General features: G+C 67.2%; 21 protein-coding genes. 11 read left to right on the top strand and 10 right to left on the bottom strand.

Going from position 1 to position 17,492, the window contains the following annotated elements:
• Positions 1-49: 49 nt before the first annotated feature.
• Together ACEOAB_RS11905 and ACEOAB_RS11900 are read left to right on the top strand one after the other, a co-directional pair.
• Positions 50-430 carry a tautomerase family protein gene (locus tag ACEOAB_RS11905; RefSeq protein WP_413748028.1) on the top strand — a complete coding sequence of 127 codons (381 nt, stop codon included), beginning with the start codon at positions 50-52 and terminating at the stop codon, positions 428-430.
• A 17-nt stretch (positions 431-447) separates the two neighbouring features.
• Entirely contained in the window at positions 448-1,077 is a 630-nt protein-coding gene (locus ACEOAB_RS11900; protein ID WP_413748029.1) for a DUF1294 domain-containing protein, read from the top strand.
• 6 nt (positions 1,078-1,083) lie between these two features.
• On the opposite strand, the gene ACEOAB_RS11895 is transcribed toward ACEOAB_RS11900, so the two are convergent.
• Complete coding sequence (locus ACEOAB_RS11895; protein WP_413748030.1) at positions 1,084-3,486, bottom strand: YgiQ family radical SAM protein; 2,403 nt, start codon at positions 3,484-3,486, stop codon at positions 1,084-1,086.
• A 141-nt stretch (positions 3,487-3,627) separates the two neighbouring features.
• Here ACEOAB_RS11895 and ACEOAB_RS11890 point away from each other — a divergent pair, with 141 nt between their 5' ends.
• Positions 3,628-4,584: a bifunctional helix-turn-helix transcriptional regulator/GNAT family N-acetyltransferase gene (locus ACEOAB_RS11890; protein ID WP_413748031.1), complete on the top strand. Its 957-nt coding sequence runs from the start codon at positions 3,628-3,630 to the stop codon at positions 4,582-4,584.
• Between the two features lie 129 nt (positions 4,585-4,713).
• Here the strand turns inward: ACEOAB_RS11890 and ACEOAB_RS11885 are convergent, their stop codons facing one another.
• From ACEOAB_RS11885 to ACEOAB_RS11870, 4 genes are all read right to left on the bottom strand, one after another.
• Positions 4,714-5,496: a 3-hydroxybutyrate dehydrogenase gene (locus ACEOAB_RS11885; protein ID WP_056598169.1), complete on the bottom strand. Its 783-nt coding sequence runs from the start codon at positions 5,494-5,496 to the stop codon at positions 4,714-4,716.
• Between the two features lie 46 nt (positions 5,497-5,542).
• Positions 5,543-6,292 (bottom strand): acetoacetate decarboxylase, encoded by a 750-nt coding sequence (locus tag ACEOAB_RS11880; RefSeq protein WP_056598778.1) that lies wholly within the window; start codon positions 6,290-6,292, stop codon positions 5,543-5,545.
• A gap of 77 nt (positions 6,293-6,369) precedes the next feature.
• Positions 6,370-7,500 carry a patatin-like phospholipase family protein gene (locus ACEOAB_RS11875; RefSeq protein WP_413748628.1) on the bottom strand — a complete coding sequence of 377 codons (1,131 nt, stop codon included), beginning with the start codon at positions 7,498-7,500 and terminating at the stop codon, positions 6,370-6,372.
• A gap of 138 nt (positions 7,501-7,638) precedes the next feature.
• A complete protein-coding gene (locus ACEOAB_RS11870) occupies positions 7,639-8,088 on the bottom strand; it encodes a CHRD domain-containing protein (RefSeq protein WP_413748626.1) in 450 nt (149 codons plus the stop codon).
• A gap of 117 nt (positions 8,089-8,205) precedes the next feature.
• Here ACEOAB_RS11870 and ACEOAB_RS11865 point away from each other — a divergent pair, with 117 nt between their 5' ends.
• A complete protein-coding gene (locus ACEOAB_RS11865) occupies positions 8,206-8,757 on the top strand; it encodes a DUF924 family protein (protein ID WP_413748625.1) in 552 nt (183 codons plus the stop codon).
• A gap of 3 nt (positions 8,758-8,760) precedes the next feature.
• Here the strand turns inward: ACEOAB_RS11865 and ACEOAB_RS11860 are convergent, their stop codons facing one another.
• Complete coding sequence (locus tag ACEOAB_RS11860; protein WP_200955495.1) at positions 8,761-9,684, bottom strand: YihY/virulence factor BrkB family protein; 924 nt, start codon at positions 9,682-9,684, stop codon at positions 8,761-8,763.
• An 85-nt stretch (positions 9,685-9,769) separates the two neighbouring features.
• Here ACEOAB_RS11860 and ACEOAB_RS11855 point away from each other — a divergent pair, with 85 nt between their 5' ends.
• From ACEOAB_RS11855 to ACEOAB_RS11840, 4 genes are read left to right on the top strand one after another with little or no spacing between them, the layout of a single operon-like run.
• A complete protein-coding gene (locus ACEOAB_RS11855) occupies positions 9,770-10,339 on the top strand; it encodes a chromate transporter (RefSeq protein WP_413748624.1) in 570 nt (189 codons plus the stop codon).
• The gene (locus ACEOAB_RS11850; RefSeq protein WP_413748623.1) at positions 10,336-10,935 is read left to right on the top strand and encodes a chromate transporter; all 600 of its coding nucleotides are present in this window, start codon (positions 10,336-10,338) and stop codon (positions 10,933-10,935) included. The genes ACEOAB_RS11855 and ACEOAB_RS11850 overlap by 4 nt, the downstream gene beginning before the upstream one ends.
• 45 nt (positions 10,936-10,980) lie before the next feature.
• Complete coding sequence (locus ACEOAB_RS11845; RefSeq protein WP_413748622.1) at positions 10,981-11,952, top strand: aldo/keto reductase; 972 nt, start codon at positions 10,981-10,983, stop codon at positions 11,950-11,952.
• Positions 11,953-11,965: 13 nt separating this feature from the next.
• Positions 11,966-12,442, top strand: a complete 477-nt coding sequence (locus ACEOAB_RS11840) for a DUF3237 domain-containing protein (protein WP_413748621.1) — start codon at positions 11,966-11,968, stop codon at positions 12,440-12,442.
• On the opposite strand, the gene ACEOAB_RS11835 is transcribed toward ACEOAB_RS11840, so the two are convergent.
• Entirely contained in the window at positions 12,439-12,960 is a 522-nt protein-coding gene (locus tag ACEOAB_RS11835; protein ID WP_413748620.1) for a GNAT family N-acetyltransferase, read from the bottom strand. The two genes, ACEOAB_RS11840 and ACEOAB_RS11835, sit on opposite strands and share 4 nt — an antisense overlap.
• Before the next feature lie 49 nt (positions 12,961-13,009).
• Between ACEOAB_RS11835 and ACEOAB_RS11830 the strand changes: the two genes are divergently transcribed.
• The 3 genes from ACEOAB_RS11830 (at position 13,010) to ACEOAB_RS11820 (ending at position 15,196) form a co-directional block, all read left to right on the top strand.
• On the top strand, positions 13,010-13,597 hold the full coding sequence (locus ACEOAB_RS11830; protein ID WP_413748619.1) for a helix-turn-helix domain-containing protein: 588 nt from the start codon (positions 13,010-13,012) through the stop codon (positions 13,595-13,597).
• A gap of 121 nt (positions 13,598-13,718) precedes the next feature.
• Positions 13,719-13,889, top strand: coding sequence for a hypothetical protein (locus ACEOAB_RS11825; RefSeq protein ID WP_007828319.1), 171 nt, complete (start codon positions 13,719-13,721; stop codon positions 13,887-13,889).
• A 194-nt stretch (positions 13,890-14,083) separates the two neighbouring features.
• Positions 14,084-15,196: an NAD(P)/FAD-dependent oxidoreductase gene (locus ACEOAB_RS11820; RefSeq protein WP_413748618.1), complete on the top strand. Its 1,113-nt coding sequence runs from the start codon at positions 14,084-14,086 to the stop codon at positions 15,194-15,196.
• A gap of 12 nt (positions 15,197-15,208) precedes the next feature.
• On the opposite strand, the gene rlmB is transcribed toward ACEOAB_RS11820, so the two are convergent.
• Genes rlmB through ACEOAB_RS11805 form a run of 3 tightly spaced genes read right to left on the bottom strand, consistent with a single transcriptional unit; the run spans position 15,209 to position 17,481 of the window.
• On the bottom strand, positions 15,209-15,955 hold the full coding sequence (rlmB, locus tag ACEOAB_RS11815) for a 23S rRNA (guanosine(2251)-2'-O)-methyltransferase RlmB (protein ID WP_413748617.1): 747 nt from the start codon (positions 15,953-15,955) through the stop codon (positions 15,209-15,211).
• 43 nt (positions 15,956-15,998) lie between these two features.
• Positions 15,999-16,982: a hypothetical protein gene (locus ACEOAB_RS11810; RefSeq protein WP_413748616.1), complete on the bottom strand. Its 984-nt coding sequence runs from the start codon at positions 16,980-16,982 to the stop codon at positions 15,999-16,001.
• Between the two features lie 4 nt (positions 16,983-16,986).
• Positions 16,987-17,481 (bottom strand): hypothetical protein, encoded by a 495-nt coding sequence (locus ACEOAB_RS11805; protein WP_413748615.1) that lies wholly within the window; start codon positions 17,479-17,481, stop codon positions 16,987-16,989.
• Positions 17,482-17,492 lie beyond the last annotated feature (11 nt).

Below are 17,492 nucleotides of genomic sequence, written 5' to 3'. Positions count from 1 at the left end.
GGCCATGTCGCGTATCTTAGGCCCCCACACTTCTTTCGAGGAACAGCACATGCCACTCGTTCGGATCGAGCTTTCCAACAACGGCCCCGAAGCCCTTGGCCCAGCCATCGGCGATGTCGTCTACCAGGCCATGCGGGACACCATCAACGTGCCGGAGCACGACAAGTTCCAGGTCATCACGCGCCACGCCGCGCACGAGCTGGTGCATCCGGCGAGCTACCTCGGCGTGGTGTATTCGCCGGGCTTCGTGCTGATCCAGGTCACGCTGAACCAGGGTCGCACGACGGAGATGAAGAAGGCTTTCTACAAGCAAGTGGCCGACGACCTGCACGGCCAGTTGGGCATCCGGCGCGAAGACGTGTTCATCAACCTCATCGAGGTGGTGAAGGAGAACTGGTCGTTCGGGAACGGCGAGATGCAGTACGCATAGCAGCGAGAATCCCGCCGATGAAACGTCAGGGCACACTCGTTCGATGGGAGAAGGAACGGGGCTTCGGCTTCATCCGCTGCCCCGAAATTTCCGCCGATGTGTTCGTGCACCTGCGCGACTTCACCGACCGGAGCGCTGCGCCGCAGGTCGGCATGAGCTTGAATTTCGAGGAGATCCATGTGGGTGGCAAGGGGCCGCGCGCGGTGGCGGTTCAAGCGGCAGGTGCACAACAGAAGCGTTCACAACGGCGGCCGCAGCAGCAACCGCAACGCCGTTCTTCCTCTTCGGTCTCTTCCTCGCTGCCGATGACACTGCTGCTGATCGGCTACGCCGGGCTACTCGGCTACGGCGCGTGGACTGGGCGAATCCCGCCGATCGCGCTCGGCGTGTCGTTGCTGCTCAGCCTGCTGACCTTCTTCGTCTACGGCTTCGACAAGAACGCGGCTGAAGCGGGTCGCTGGCGCACTGCGGAGAACACCTTGCACCTGCTCTCACTGATCGGGGGCTGGCCGGGCGCGTGGATCGCGCAGCAGCTGTTCCGCCACAAGGTGAGCAAGACGAACTTCATGGCAGTCTATTGGACGACGGTGCTGGCGCACATGGCGGCCGTGGGAGCCTGGGTCGGCAAGCTCGTGCCAGCTCTGTAAGGTTGCTCAGCGCGGCTTGCGGATGCTGCCGCGCACCGGGCCGGCGGCTTTGCGCGAGGCCGGACCCGAACCGTTGTCGCGCGGCGGCAGGCCGGTGTGCTGGGTGAGGATGCGACCCTTCGAAGGCTTCACCGGCGTCAGCTTGACCGGCGCGGCCTTGGCCACGGCCGGTGCGGCCGTCGAATTCTTGCGCCGCGCGCTGGTGTAGCCGCCGTCGGTCAGCGGCTGCCACGTTGGAATGAGGTGGTGCTTGCCATTGCCGATCAGGTCGGCGCGGCCCATGCTCTTGAGCGCCTCGCGCAGCAGCGGCCAGTTGTTGGCGTCGTGATACCGCAGGAAGGCCTTGTGCAGGCGGCGCCGCTTGTCGCCGCGCACGATGTCCACCGTCTCGCTCTCGCGCGTGATCTTGCGCAGCGGGTTCTTGTTGGTGTGGTACATCGTCGTCGCCGTGGCCATCGGGCTCGGGTAGAACGTTTGCACCTGGTCGGCGCGGAAGCCGTTCTTCTTGAGCCAGATCGCGAGGTTCATCATGTCCTCGTCGCTGGTGCCCGGATGCGCGGCAATGAAGTACGGAATGAGGTACTGCTTCTTGCCAGCCTCGGCCGAGTACTTCTCGAACATCTGCTTGAACTTGTCGTAGCTGCCGATGCCGGGCTTCATCATCTTGGTGAGCGGGCCCTGCTCGGTGTGCTCGGGCGCGATCTTCAGGTAGCCGCCGACGTGGTGCTGCACCAGCTCCTTCACGTACTCGGGCGACTGCACGGCCAGGTCGTAGCGCAGGCCGGAGCCGATGAGAATTTTCTTGATGCCCTTCAACGCACGTGCCCGGCGATAGATCTTGATGAGCGGGTCGTGGTTGGTGTTGAGGTTCGGGCAGATGCCCGGGTACACGCAGCTGGGCTTGCGGCAGGCCGATTCGATCTCGGGCGACTTGCAGCCGATGCGGTACATGTTGGCCGTGGGGCCGCCCAGGTCGGAGATGGTGCCGGTGAAGCCCTTGACCGAGTCGCGGATGGCCTCGACCTCCTTGATGATCGAGTCTTCCGAGCGGCTCTGGATGATGCGGCCTTCGTGCTCGGTGATCGAGCAGAAGGTGCAGCCGCCGAAGCAGCCGCGCATGATGTTCACGCTGAAGCGGATCATTTCCCACGCGGGGATCTTGGTCGCGCCGTCGTGGCTGCCGTTCTCGTCGGCATAGCGCGGATGCGGGCTGCGCGCGTACGGCAGGTCGAACACGTGGTCCATCTCGGCCGTGGTGAGCGGAATGGGCGGCGGGTTGATCCACACGTCGCGTGCCGTGGCGCCCTCGCCGTGCGCCTGCACCAGCGCGCGGGCGTTGCCGGGGTTGGTCTCGAGGTGCAGCACGCGGTTGGCGTGGGCGTAGAGCACCGGGTCGCTGCGCACCTGCTCGTACGACGGCAGGCGGATCACCGAATGGTCGCGCGGGGGAACCTTGATTCTTGCCCGCACGGCCAGCGCCGGGTTGGGCACGAAGTTCAGCGGCTTGATGGCGGGGTTGACGACCGAACCGGCAGCGGAGCCGGCAGCTTCTGCTGCCTTGGCGACGGCTTCGGCCTCGTCTTCCTTCGCGCAGGTCGCGCCGTTGGCCTTGGCCTGGTCGGACACCATCAGGTACGGGTTGACATGCGCTTCGACGCGGCCGGGTTCGTCGACGCTGGTGGAATTGATCTCGAACCAGCCTTCGGGCGTTTCGCGCCGCACGAACGCGGTGCCGCGCACGTCGGTGATCTGCTGCACCGGCTCCTTGGCGGCCAGGCGGTGCGCGATCTCGACGATGGCGCGCTCGGCGTTGCCGTACAGCAGCAGGTCGCACTTCGAATCGACGACGATCGAGCGGCGCACCTTGTCCGACCAGTAGTCGTAGTGGCCGATGCGGCGCAGCGAACCTTCGATGCCGCCGAGGATGATCGGCACGTCGTTCCAGGCTTCCTTGCAGCGCTGCGAATACACGATGGCCGCGCGGTCGGGGCGCGAGCCGCCGACGTCGCCGGGCGTGTAGGCGTCGTCGCTTCGGATCTTCCGGTCCGCTGTGTAGCGGTTGATCATCGAATCCATGTTGCCGGCGGTCACGCCGAAGAACAGGTTCGGCTTGCCCAGCGCCTTGAAGGGCTCTGCGCTCTGCCAGTCGGGCTGGGCGATGATGCCCACGCGGAAACCCTGCGCCTCCAGCATGCGGCCGATGACCGACATGCCGAAGCTGGGGTGGTCGACGTAAGCGTCGCCGGTGACCACGATGATGTCGCAGCTGTCCCAGCCGAGCGCTTCCATTTCCTTGCGCGAGGTCGGCAGGAACTTGGCCGTGCCGAAGCGGGCAGCCCAGTACTTGCGGTAGCTGGTCAGCGGCTTGGCGGCACGTGCAAAAAGGGAGACGTCGACGGGGGCGTTCATCGGTAGGAATTGACAGCGCCATGCCGGCGCCGTTGTGGGCAACCCTCGATTTTAGGGTTTTCCACCATGCCTGTCGCGACAAACATCCTGTGACCCGGTCGTCGCAAGGCCTTCAATTGATTGCCCAAGTCAAATAATTTGATGACAATGGCAACCATGTCCACCCCGTCTCCAACCGTCGATCCCGCCTCCGTCAAGGCAATCCGGCAGTTCAACCGCTTCTACACGCGCCGCATCGGCGCCCTCGATCCTTACCTCGGCAGTGCCATGTCCCTGACCGACGTGCGCGTGCTGTACGAGCTGGCGCACCGTGAAACGGCCGTCGCCAGCGAGATCGGCCGCGACCTCGGGCTCGATGCGGGCTACATGAGCCGCATCCTGCGCCGCTTCGAAAATGAGGGCTGGCTTTCGCGCGAGCCGCATCCGCGCGATGCGCGCCAGAGCGTGTTGCGCCTGACCGACGCCGGCCATGCCGCATTCGCGCCGCTGCAACAGAAATCGCGCGAAGAAGCCGCCGCCCTGCTCGCCCCGCTGATGCCGGCCCAGCGCCAGCAGCTGGTGCAGGCCATGGGCACGATGCAAGCGCTGCTCGACTCCGAGGCGCCGCCCGCGAAGCTGCAGGCGGCCGTGCTGCGCGACCCGGCGCCCGGCGACATCGGCTGGGTGGTGCAGCAGCACGGCGAAATCTATGCGCGCGAGTACGGCTGGAACAGCGAGTTCGAGGCTCTGGTGGCCGGCATCGCGAGCGAGTTCCTGCTCAAGTTCCAGCCCGAGTGGGAGCGCTGCTGGATCGCCGAACTCAACGGCGAGCGCGTAGGCGCAATCTTCGTGGTGCGCAAGTCGGCCACGGTGGCGCAGCTGCGCATGCTGATCCTGGCGCCCGCCGCGCGCGGGCTGGGCCTGGGCGGCAAGCTGGTGGACGAATGCATCGCCTTCGCGCGCCGCAAGGGCTACAGGAAGATGGTGCTGTGGACCAACAGCTGCCTGTCGGCCGCGCGCGGCATCTATGCGAAGCGCGGCTTCCAGCTCGCCAAGTCGGAGCCGCACGAGAGCTATGGCCAGCAGCTCGTGGGCGAGACGTGGGAGTTGAAGCTGTAGCGCTTGCCTTGCTCCTTCCCCCTCTGGAGGAAGGCTGGGATGGGGGCAGGCCTTCGATCAAGCGCCACGCTTGAATGAGCGCCCTCGCGCCCCCACCCCGGCCCTCCCCCAGAGGGGGAGGGAGAAAAATCACTGCATAAACCAGCCGTGGCTCACGACGAGCGACTGGCCCGTGAGCGCATTCGTCGGGAAACCCGCGAACAGCAGCGCCACGCGCGCCACGTCCTCCGTGGTCGTGAACTCGCCATCCACCGTTTCCTTCAGCATCACGTTCTTGATGACTTCCTGCTCGCTGATGCCCAGCGTCTTGGCCTGCTCGGGAATCTGCTTCTCCACCAGCGGCGTGCGCACGAAGCCCGGGCAGATCACGTTGGCGCGCACGCCGTGCTTGGCGCCTTCCTTCGCGACCGTCTTTGCGAGGCCGATGAGGCCATGCTTGGCCGTTACGTAGGGCGCCTTCAGCAGAGAGGCTTCCTTCGAGTGCACCGAGCCCATGTAGATCACGCTGCCGCCGCGGCCCTGCGCGTACATGTGCTTCAGGCAGGCCTTGGTGGTGAGGAAGGCGCCGTCGAGGTGAATGGCGAGCATCTTCTTCCAGTCGGCGAAGCTGAACTCCTCCACCGGGTGAACGATCTGGATGCCGGCGTTGCTGATCAGGATGTCGATGCCGCCGAAGGCCGCAGCGCCCTCTTCGACCGAGGCATTGACCTGGTCTTCGTTCGTCACATCGACGGCCACACCGATGGCCTGCGCGCCCGTGGCCTTGAGCTCGGCCGCGGTAGCGTCGGCCGCTTCCTTGTTGAGGTCGGCAATGATGATCTTCGCGCCTTCCTGTGCGAACAGGATGGCGATTTCCTTGCCGATGCCGCTGGCCGAGCCGGTGATGTAGGCGACCTTGTCCTTGAGTTGCATGGTGAGTTCCTTGGATGAGGGTTGGGTGGGAAAGAGGCTGCAGGAGTCAGGCGAGATAGTCGTGCTCGACGGTGCCCAGCGCCAGCGTCATGTCGGCGATGTAGTGCACCGCGGATTCAACCTTGCGCACCGGCAGGTCGGCCACCGGCGCCAGCGCATGGGGATGCAATTCGAGCGAAGCCGGGCCGGCCCACGCGCCGTGCAGTGTGACGTCGACCATGTGATAACGCACCAGCTCGCAGATGCGGGCCGTGCCGTCGACGTGCGGAATGATCTTGAGCAGGAAATTCGGCTGTGCGATGCCCGCAAGGATGGGCTCGGGGTCGAGCGCGCGGTGCTTGAAGCCCATCGTGGCCTTGGCCACGCGCACCTTGCCGTAGTCGAGCGTGCCGACCACCACGTCGGTCTCGTAGTCGAGCACCGGCGAGGCCAGCTTCTTCGGAAAACCCCAGAGCTCGCGGCCGCCCGCAATGGGCGGATGGTCGTCGAGGTACATCGCGTGCACGTACGAGCCCTTCTCCACGCCCCTGGCGGTGCGCAGTTGCACCGGGATGACCTGGCCCGACTCGGTGTAGTCGCCAAAGCCGGTGGAATCGGGCATGCGGATGAACTCGTACTTCACGAGCGGCTCGACCACTTCGAGCGGCTCGGGCACCACGGCGCGCAGGGCATCCATATCGGTGCGGTAGGTGACGATGAGAAATTCGCGCCGCACGAACCGGTACGGGCCGGGCGGAAAAGCGGGACTGGTCAGCGGCATCGCGAATGCCGTTCGCCGCACGTCTTCAATGTTCATGGACATTCCTCCTGTTGAAGTGGCAGCCAGTCTGGCGCCGGTTTCTTAGCCGCGGCTGAATCGAGACATCTTCATCGTCATGGCGACAGGCCCGGCCGCTTGACGCGCCCCGCGCCGTGTTCGCCGAGGTCGAAGGTGGTCACGCCGTTGACCGTGGCGTCGGCGCGCAGGGTTTCGGGGTGGGCCAGCGTGTTGCGCATGTCGCGTGCGCCCGATTCCCAATGCTCTTCCACCGCGGCGCGCGAGAACTCGTAGTCCTTCGACTCCAGCTCGTAGGGCTTGTCGCGGTAGATCAGGTGGAAGATGTCGATCGGCTGGTGCGTCAGCTGCGACTGCACCGCGAGCACGCTCGGGTCGTTGCGCAGGCTGGCCGGCAGCTTGGAGATCAGGTCGGCAATGGCCTGCTGCAGGTTCATGTTGGCGGCCAACGCATCGGTGTTCATGCGGGTGCGGCTCGAATACGTGATGTCCTTCTGCCGCTCCATCACGCCCGCCATGGTGCGCGGCATTTCGCCACGCGCATTGAACAGGTCGACTTGCAGCACCACCAGCGGTTCGGAACGCGGGTGCGTGTCGAGCACGTACTGCAGCGGCGTGTTCGACACGATGCCGCCGTCCCAGTAGTCGTCGCCGTCGATGGTGACCGGAGCGAAGCCCGGCGGCAGCGCGCCGCTGGCCATGATGTGCTCGGGGCCGATGCGCTGGCGCGTGTTGTCGAAGTACACCGAGTTGCCGGTGCGCACATTGACCGCGCCCACGCTGAAGCGCGCTTCGCAGGCGTTGATGCGGTCGAAGTCCACCAGCCGTTCGAGCGTGGCCTTCAGCGGCAAGGTGTCGTAATAGCTCAGCAGCGGCGCCGCGCCGCCCATCAGGAAGGCCGGCGAGTAGCGCGGTTCGAAGAAGCCCGGAATGCCGAGCAGCGAGGCCATCGTCGCGCTGTACTGGTTCTGCGTGGCCCGGTCGCCGAGCCATGAAGGCAGGCGCTGCGAAGGACCCGAAGACACCAGGTGCCAGAACTCGCGCAGCCGGTCGACCCGGCGTTCGGGCGCATTGCCCGCGATCAGCGCCGCGTTGATGGCGCCAATGGAAACGCCGGCGATCCAGTGCGGCTGCAGTTCGGTTTCGCTGAGCGCTGCATACACGCCGGCCTGGTAGGCGCCGAGCGCACCCCCGCCCTGCAGCACCAGCGCCTTGCGGGCGGTGCGCATGTCTTCGCGGCGCGAAGCGAATGGGTCGAGGGGTTTGGAGGCGGCACGGATTTTCTTCTTGGATGGTGTCGTCATTCGTTCATTTGACACCAGCCCCGCGACGCCAACCTGACCAGGGCTTGCCGCCCCGGAACGATGTCACATCTTCGGCAGCATCTGTCCGCGGATCTCGCCACCCGGGTTGGCGGCGGTGTGCACGTTGGCGTACCACTTGCCCGCAGCCAGGTCGGCGGCCTGTGCCGGCGTGAGCGTGGCCTGGCCTTCGATCGGGCTCGCCGGGTTGGCGAAGGGCAGCACCACGCCGGCATTCGCGCCGGCGGCGGCCGGGCCGTGGAAGTGCGCCATGGTGGCCGGGCCGCTCAGGCCGGTGTAGGTGATCTTGTACTTGAGCACGTTGGTGTCGCGGTTGAGCCAGGCCTCGGCCATGCCGCTGCCGCGCGTCATGTTGGGCGGGACTTCGCTGGCCGCGTTCATCGCGCCGCTGAAGCTCGCGACATTCGACTTCGACATCATTCCGCAGCCGACCAGCGCGGCACTGGCCACCGCGGTGACGAGAGCTGCGCGCAAAAGGGTGCCATATTTGGTCATGAGCTTGATCTCCTGAGTTATGAAAACCTCCACAGCATAGGCAGCGCCGCGGTTCTTGTCTTGTCGGCCACCACCCCGACTTTGATGGCGCCCAGGCGGCTGGAAGAGAATGCGGCGATGAGTTCCACCTCCCTCCCCAGCGCCCGCGACGTGGCCGATTTCTGGCGCGAAGCCGGCCCCGACCGCTGGTTTGCCAAGAATGATGCCTTCGACGCCGATTTCTCCGCCCGCTTCTCGCAAGCCCATCAGGCCGCAGCCCGCGGCGAACTCGACCACTGGGCGTCCGATGCCGAAGGTGCGCTGGCCCTGCTGGTGCTGCTCGACCAGTTTCCTCGCAACACCTGGCGCGGCAACCCGCACATGCTGGCTACCGATGGCAAGGCGCTGGCCGTGGCGAAGCAGGCGGTAGCTGCGGGCTTCGACCGGCAGTGCGAGCCGGCGCTGCGCCCCTTCTTCTACCTGCCCTTCATGCACTCCGAGGTGCTGGCCGAGCAGGAGCGCTCGGTCGAACTCAACGCGGCGCTCGACGCCAACACGCAGCGCTATGCAGTGCTGCACCGCGACATCATTGCGCGCTTCGGCCGTTTTCCGCACCGCAACAGGATGCTCGGGCGCAGCAGCACGGCGGAAGAACAGCGCTTTCTCGACGAAGGCGGCTTTGCCGGCTGAGGCTCAGGCGTCGTTGTGCGGCAGCGGCGCTTCGCGCGTCGGCGACGGATTCAGGTCGCCCGCGCCCTTGGTGTCCTTCATCGAGCCGTAGGTGCGCGCATAGACCCAGGTGAACTCGGCCCCCAGCAGGAAGATCTGCGCCGAGTAGTACACCCACACCAGCACCACCACCAGCGAGCCCGCGGCCCCGTAGCCCGAGGCGACGCTGCTCTTGCCGATGTACAGCCCGATGAGGTGCTTGCCCACGGTGAAGAGCAGCGCCGTGACGCCTGCCCCGATCCACACGTCGTGCCACTGCACCCTGGCGCGCGGCATGATCTTGTAGATCATCGCGAAGATCACCGTCACCATCGCGAAGCTGAAGACGAAGTTGACGGCCTGCGCCGCCGTCTCCCAGGCGCCGAACACCGGCGACCACCACTTGCCCAGCGCCGCAAGTGCCGCGCTCGCCACCAGCGACACCATGAGCAGGAAGCCGATGCCCATGATCATGCCGAACGACAGCAGCCGCACGCGCAGCAGGTTGAACAGCCCCTTGTTCTTGGCGCGGGCCGGCGCGCGCCAGATGCGGTCGAGCGCATCCTGCAGCTCGCCGAAGACGGTGGTGGCGCCCACCACCAGCAGCCCGACCCCGATCGCTGTCGCGACGATGCCCTCGGCCGGCTTGTTGACGGCCTGCAGCATGCCCTGCACCGCCGCCGCGCCCTGCGCGCCCATGAGCCCGGCGAGCTGCGCGAAGATCTCGCCGCGCGCGGCCTCTTCCCCGAACACCAGGCCCGCCACCGAGATCACGATCAGCAGCAGCGGCGCGATCGAGAACACCGTGTAGTACGCCAGCGCCGCGCCCATGCTCGGCGCGTAGTCGTTCGACCAGGAATTGAAGGCCCGCTGACAAAGATCGAAGAGTGCGCGCAGTTGCATGAGCATGCCGAAGTTTCTCAGTGAAGCCGCCCGGTGCCGTGTCAGTCCGTTGCCCGGCAAGTTGAAAGCCTGCCTACGATAATCGCTCCACATGCACCCGTCTCCCCCCGCCGCCCAGCCCCAATCGCCACGCGACCTGTTCCTTTCATTCACCTGGCTCGCGCTGCAGGGCTTTGGCGGCGTGCTCGCTATCGTCCAGCGCGAGATGGTCGAGAAGAAGAAATGGCTCACGCCCGAGCAGTTCCTCGAAGACTGGGCCGTGGCGCAGGTGATGCCGGGGCCCAACGTGATCAACCTCGGCCTGATGATCGGCGACCGCTACTTCGGCCTGCGCGGCGCGCTCGCCGCCGTGGCGGGCATGCTGGCCATTCCGCTGGTCGTCATCCTCGCGCTCGCGGTGCTGTACGCGCACTACGCGGGCAACCCTCAAGTGGCGGCGGCGCTGCGCGGCATGGGCGCAGTGTCGGGCGGACTGATTGCCGCGACCGGCATCAAGCTGGTGCCGCAGCTGCGCAAGCACCCGCTGGGCTTCGCGGCCTGCCTCGCCTTCATGGCGCTGGTGTTCGTGGCCATCGTGGTGCTCAAGATGCCGCTCGGCTGGGTGCTGCTGGTGGTGGGCGGCGTGGCCTGCGTGTGGACCTGGAAGAGAATCCCCGCATGAGCATCGCGATGCAATGGCACGACTGGCTGGCGCTGTTCGGGCAATACATGCTGCTGTCGCTGCTGTCGATCAGCGGCGCCATCACTACCGTGCCCGACATGCACCGCTACCTCGTGGCCCAGAACGGCTGGCTCACCGATGCGCAGTTCAGCTCCTCGGTCGCCATCGCACAGGCCGCGCCCGGGCCCAACGTGCTGTTCGTGGCGCTGATGGGATGGAACGTCGGCCTCAACGCGGGCGGCGGCATCGGCGCCGGGTTCCCAGCCTGGGCGCTCGGTTTCTTCGGCCTGACGGTCACCATGGTCGGCATCATGCTGCCCAGCACCACCCTCACCTACTTCGCCACGCGCTGGGGCCACCGCAACCGCACGCGGCGCGAGGTGCGCGCCTTCAAGCAGGGCATGGCGCCCGTGGTGGTGGGCTTGCTGATCGCCACCGGCTGGGTGCTGGCCGCCGGCAACCATGCCGGCGATGCGCCTGCATGGCACCTGTGGCTGCTGAGCGGCGCGACCGCGCTCATCGTCTGGCGCACGCGCATCCACCTGCTCTGGCTGCTCGGCGCCGGGGCGTTGCTGGGCGCCGTGGGCTTCGTCTGACCGCTCTCTTTCGCATTCCTTCGTCTTACTCAGGAACACCTCGACATGTCGCAACTTCGTCCGCTCGGCCGCTCCGGCCTCCTGGTTTCCCCGCTCGCCTTCGGCGGCAACGTCTTCGGCTGGACCGTCGACGAAGCGGCGTCGTTCAAGCTGCTCGATGCCTGGCTGGACGCGGGGTTCAACTTCGTCGACACCGCCGACGTCTATTCGGCCTGGGTGCCGGGCCACGTCGGCGGCGAGTCCGAGACCATCATCGGCAAATGGCTCAAGCAGAGCGGCAAGCGCAACCGCGTGGTGCTGGCCACCAAGGTCGGCAAGCCGATGGGAGAAGGCAAGTCGGGCCTGTCGTCCGCGTACATCCGCGAAGCCGTCGAGGCCTCGCTCAAGCGCCTGCAGACGGACTACATCGACCTCTACCAGTCGCACGACGATGACGCCAACACGCCGCTCGAGGAGTCGCTCGGCGCCTTCGACAAGCTGATCAAGGAAGGCAAGGTGCGCGCCATCGGCGCCTCGAACTACAGCGCACCGCGGCTGGCCGAGGCGCTCGATGTGTCGGAGCGCCTGGGCATCGCGCGCTATGAAAGCCTGCAGCCGCTCTACAACCTGTACGACCGCGCGGTGTTCGAGGACGCGCTGGAGCCGCTGTGCCTGAAGCGCGAAGTGGGCGTGATCAACTTCTACGCGCTGGCCGCCGGCTTCCTCACGGGCAAGTACCGCACCGAGGCCGATGCGGCCAAGAGCGCGCGCGGCGCCAACACCACCAAGAAATACCTCAACGAGCGCGGCCTGCGCATCCTCGACGCACTCGACAAGGTGGCTCAGCAGTACAACGCCAAGCCGGGCCAGGTCGCCATTGCGTGGCAGATCGCGCGGCCGGGCGTGACGGCGCCCATCGCCAGCGCCACCTCCATCGGGCAGCTCGAAGAGCTCGTGGTCGCGACGCAGCTGAAGCTCGACGCAGGCACCATCGAAATGCTCGATCGCGCCAGCGCCGAAACCAAACCCGCAGCCTGAGCGGCCAACGGCAATGAGCGTGTTCGACTCCATCGCAGCCCCTGCGCTCGAGCACTTCGCCGACCTGCGCGTCGAGGTGGGCGTGCCGCAGGTGCTGGGCAGCAGCCAGCGCGGGCTGCGTCGCGTGGTGCCGATCACCGGCGGCGAGGCCATCGGCCACGGCTGGCGGGCGCGCGTGCTGCCGGGCGGCAGCGACTTCCAGTTGATCGTGAGCGACACGCTTTCGGAACTCGACGCACGCTACGGCCTCGAGACAGATGCGGGTGACCTCGTCTACGTGCAGAACCACGCTGTGCGCTCGGCCTCGCCCGAGGTGATGGGCAAGCTGCTGCGCGGCGAGCCGGTCGATCCGTCGCAGGTGTACTTCCGCTGCAGCCCGCGCTTCGAGACCGCGTCGCCTTCGCTGCGATGGATCAACGAGCGCATGTTCACCGGGGCCGGCGTGCGCCACCCTGCCGAAGTGGTGATGCGCTTCTACACGCTGGTCTAACCGTCTACCGGATTCAGCGGCGTCGCAAGAATGCGCTGGTAGAAGGCCACGTCGAGCCAGCGGCCGAACTTGAAGCCGGCCTGCCGCACGGTGCCCGAATGCTCGAAACCCAGGCGCTCGTGCAGCGCGATGCTGCCGGCGTTGGCGGCGTCGATGGCGCCGACCATCACGTGCACGTCGCGCGCCGTCGCCTCGGCAATGATCGCCTCCATCAGCGTGCGGCCAAGGCCTTCGCCGCGGTGCGCGCTGTCGACGTACACCGAGTGCTCCACCGTGTACTTGTAGGCGGGAAAGGCGCGGAAAGCGCCATAGCTCGCGAAGCCCAGCAGCTTGCCGCTGTCGTCCTCCGCGCCGATCACCGGGAAGCCGTTGGCGCGCTTGGCGGCGAACCACGCGACCATGTTCTCGGGCGTGCGCGGCTTGTAGTCGTACAGCGCGGTGGAGGTGGCGATGGCCTCGTTGAGGATGGCCAGGATGGCGGCGGCGTGGGCCTCCTCGGTGCAGGAGATGAGACGCATGGTTTTCCTCTTTGAAATTTCGTTCAATATAAGAGAATAATAATCTCATATGAGAAACGATCCAACGACAACCAGCGCGTCCGGCCCGGACATCGACACGCTCATCGCCGCCCGGCTGCTGGCGCTGCGGCAGGCGCAGGCGCTGAGCCTTGCGGACCTGGCAGAGCGTTCGGGTGTGAGCAAGGCCATGATCTCCAAGGTGGAGCGCGCCCAGAGCAGCCCCACGGCCGTTTTGCTGGGACGGCTGGCCGCCGGGCTCGGCGTACCGCTGGCGCAACTTCTCACCGAGGAGAGGGAGCAGCCGCAGCGGCTGCGCACGCGCGCCGAACAGGAGATCTGGCGCGACCCCATGGCAGGCTACCTGCGCCGGCAGGTAGCCGAGCGCCGCGGGGGCGGCGTCGAACTGGTCGAGGTCGAACTGCCGCGCTCGGCACAGGTCGACTACCCGCGCTGGAGCGGCAAGCCCTACCGGCAATGCCTGTGGATGCTCGAGGGCGCCCTCCGGGTCGACTACGGCGACGAGCGCTTCGAGCTCTCGCCCGGCGATTGCCTCGACTTCGGCGTCGACCGGCCGCTGGCCTTCAAGGCGCTGGGCCGCACCGGCTGCCGCTACCTGCTGGCGGCCAGTCCGGAGTAGCGCGGGCCTCGGGCGGCACCCGCAGGGTAGGCAAGCTCCCACATGCACAGTCGGCGCGCACCGGTGCGGCGGTTGGCACGGCCCGGGATACTGCAGCCATCGTGGCTTCCGAGGAACGACTATGTCTTTCGTGCTCTACCTGATCGGTTTCCTGATTTTCCTGGCCGGCCTCGCCTGGGGCGCCTCCGTGGCCGGCGTACCCTCGCTCTACATCGGCATCGGCGTGGTAATCCTGCTGGGCATCGGCATCTTCAGCGCGGTGAGCCGCACACGCAGCAAGGATCCTTCCTGAGTTCACGAAGGCTTCACGCCGCACGCACAGAGGGTCGCTAACTTCGCATGCGCATCGCGGAACGCGGTGCGCATTGCTTCAAGTCGGCGGCCTCCATGCACACCTCTTCTCCCAGTTCTTCTCCCAGTTTCTTTTCTCCCCTCTTTTCGCCTGCCTCTTCGGCAGCGCCTTCGCCCCTTCCCCCGGCCGACCACGTGGGCAGCCTCAAGGTCGACCTGCTCGTGGTGGGCGCGAGCTTTGCCGGCCTCGCCTGCGCGCGGGCGGCCGCCCTCGCGGGCCTCAGCGTGATGGTGCTGGAGAAGAAGGCCAGCGCCGGGGCCAAGCTCCACACCACGGGCATCATCGTCAAGGACGCGGTCGACAGCGTGCCCTGGCTGGCAGAGGTGCCGCCCGCGCTCGTGCGCCGGATCGAAGGGGTGCGCCTGTATGCGCCCAACATGCGCCATGTCGACCTGCACGCACCGGGCTACTGGTTCTGGGCCACCGACGCGCCAGCGCTGCTCGACTGGATGGTGGGTTCGGCGCGCGCCTGCGGCGTCGACGTGCGGCTGGGCACGCTGTTCGAGCAGGCGCTGTGGGTCAACGGACACTGGGAGGTGCCGGTGACGCAGGGACCCTGCATCACGGCCACCTACCTCGTGGGCGCCGACGGGCCCCATTCGCGCGTCGCCAAGGCGCTGGGACTATCGCGCAACACGCGCTTCCTCTACGGCATCGAGCACGAGTACCGGGGCGCGCGGATGGCGCCGGGCCTGCTGCATTGCTTCATCGACCGCAAGCTCGCGCCCGGCTACATCGGCTGGGCGCTCGAGGGCGTGGGCGTCAGCCAGATCGGACTGGCGCGCCGCGTGGCGCACAACCATGCCGGGGCGCTGAAGCTCGATCCCCTGCTGCGCAAGATCGCGCCGGTGGTAGCGCCCGGCGATGCGCCGCCGATCGCGGTGCGCGCGGGCATGATCCCGTGCGGCGGCGTGCTGCCGGTGGTGGCGCGGGAACGGGCGCTGCTGGTGGGCGATGCGGCCGGCATGGTGTCACCGGTGACGGCAGGCGGCATTCACACCGCGCTGCTGCACGGCCAGCGCGCGGGCGAGGCCGTTGCGCGCTTCGTGCGCCGCGAGGCCGGCGACCCCGCCACGTGGTTCGTGCGCAGCTACCCCGGCTTTCGCCTCAAGCGCACGCTGCGCTGGGCCTTCGACCACTTCCAGAGCGACTGGATGTTCAACCACCTGCTGGGAACGCCGCAGATGCGGCGGGTGGCTGAACTCATCTACTTCCACCGCAAGGGTGAGTCGTCGCCTGGGAACTAACCGAAAAGACGCTCAGGCGCCGCGTTGCCGCATCGCCTCGTAGAGGCACACGCCGCTGGCCACCGAGACGTTCAGGCTCTCGACCGCGCCGGCCATCGGGATGCTCACCAGTTCGTCGCAGGTCTTGCGCGTGAGCTGCCGCATGCCTTCGCCCTCGGCGCCCAGCACCAGCGCCAGCGGACGCTTGAAGTCGCTCTGGTAGATCGTGCCCGGGGCGTCGTCGCTGGTGCCCACGCACCAGACGTTGCGTTCCTTGAGTTCGTTCAGCGTGCGCGCGAGGTTGGTGACCATGAAGTACGGCACCGTCTCGGCCGCACCGCTCGCCACCTTGGCCACGGTGGCATTGATGCCGGCCGCGTGGTCCTTGGGGGCGATGACCGCGTGCGCACCGGCGCCGTCGGCCACGCGCAGGCAGGCGCCGAGGTTGTGCGGGTCGGTCACGCCGTCGAGCACCAGCAGCAGGGGCACGGTGCCGGCCTCTTCGAGGCCTTCGAGCAGTTCGTCGAGCGAGCGGACCTGTGCCACGGGTTCGACCCGCGCCACCACGCCCTGGTGGCCGTGGCTGCCGCTGAGCTTGGACAGCCGCAGGCCGTCGGCCTCGACCAGCCGCACGCCGGCTTCCTGCGCACGCGCGATGAACTGTTTCATGCGCGCATCGCGCCGGCTGGCGTCGAACATCACTTCGAGCACCGATTTCGGCGCGGTCTTGATGCGCACGCCCACGGCATGGAAGCCGAAGATCACTTTGGGAGAAGACATCCCCCGATTATCGAGTGCCGCGCGCCCCTGCCCTGAAGGCCCGTCAAGCGAGCGGCAAACCGCTGAGCGCGCGAGTGCGCTCGTCGTGCAGTTCCTGCACCGCCAGCGCACTCGGATGCACCTTCCCGCCATCGCCCACGCTCTCCAGGTACTGGCAGGCGGCATGGCCTTCGGCGGCCTTTTCATAGCGCGCGATCCAGGCGTCGCGCACGGGCAGCTTGTCGGGCGACACCGGCCACACGCCCGGCCGGGGCCGCATGTGGTCGCCGATGCCGATGCGCCAGGGCTTGGCGCTCACCCGGGCGCGAAAGCAGTTCTGGTTGCGGCACATGCGCGCGTAGACCTTGTCGACGCCCAGCGCCTGGAAACAGTCGGCCACCGCGGTGTCGGACGGGCTGAAGACATCGTGCATCGCCAGCACCCGGAAGCCCGCGGGCGTGCGGTAGATGCGCAGGTTCCAGTCAGGGTGCTGCTGCATGAAGCGCGCGATGCGCTCGGCCGCCTGCTTCTCCGGCACGGGGTTGCCGCTGGGCTCGCCGCGCTTCTTGCGCTGCCCGATGACCCAGGCCACGGCGAAGACCACGATGGCCGCGACCAGTCCACCCAGCCAGGTCTTGGCGGCCCAGCCGCCGACCACGCCTGCGATCAGCGCCGGCACCAGCGCAAAGCCAAACACGCTGCCGCGCAGGGGCTCCTCGAAATCCATGTCGACGAACAGCACATCGGGCGTATTGAGGCAGCGCGCGCCGTAGGTGTTGCGCGTGATGACGGTGTCGCCATGGCGCTCGACGATTTCCTCGCGGATCGGCATGCCGTCGGCGCCGTTGTAGGGCACCTTGCGCTCGCGGCGATCGAGCTTCTCGCCCTGGTGGACTATGCGGTCGAAGGCGTCGCGCGTGCGCTGGTCGGCATGCGCCTGCGCGGCGATCGGGCTCTCGTCGGACCAGCCGTAGCGGCGCACGGTGAACTGCTTGCCCGCGACACGCTCCTGGATGCGGCCTTCCGCCCAGAACTGGGGAACGATCATCGGTTCAAGCCCCTCTGCCGAAATACAGCCAGATCATGAGTGCGGCCATCGCGATGATCAACGCCGGCAGCCATCTGTAGCCACCGCCGTGCTCGCGGCCCGGTTCGTTCATCGAGCACCGGGGCATGTGCCGGGTCAGAGGGCCGAAGCCGATGCCCGACGGATCCTCGTGGTTGTCGACCAGCCGCTTCGACGCGGCCAGGCTCAGGCCGGTGGCTTCGCGGGTGAGGCGGATGGCCTCGATCTTGTTGCCCCGCGCCAGGGCCGCGAGCGCGGTGGAGGGCATCGCCGCGAAGCCGCGGTCCTGCCTTGCGGCAGTGGGCGCGCAGCGTCCGCAGGCGGCATCGCCGTCCCCTGCTTCCTGCCGGTCGGCGTAGCGATCCACGGCTTCCTTGGCCGCCTTGAGGTCCACGCCCGTGCGATTGCGCACGATCTTGATGGCCTCGATCATCCTGCCGCGCTGCAGCGCCAGGACGGCGTCCTGCGGAAGTTCCTCCATGGCTATCTCCT

The organism is Variovorax sp. Varisp53, from assembly GCF_059491555.1.
This window is presented reverse-complemented; position numbering and strand designations above follow the sequence as displayed.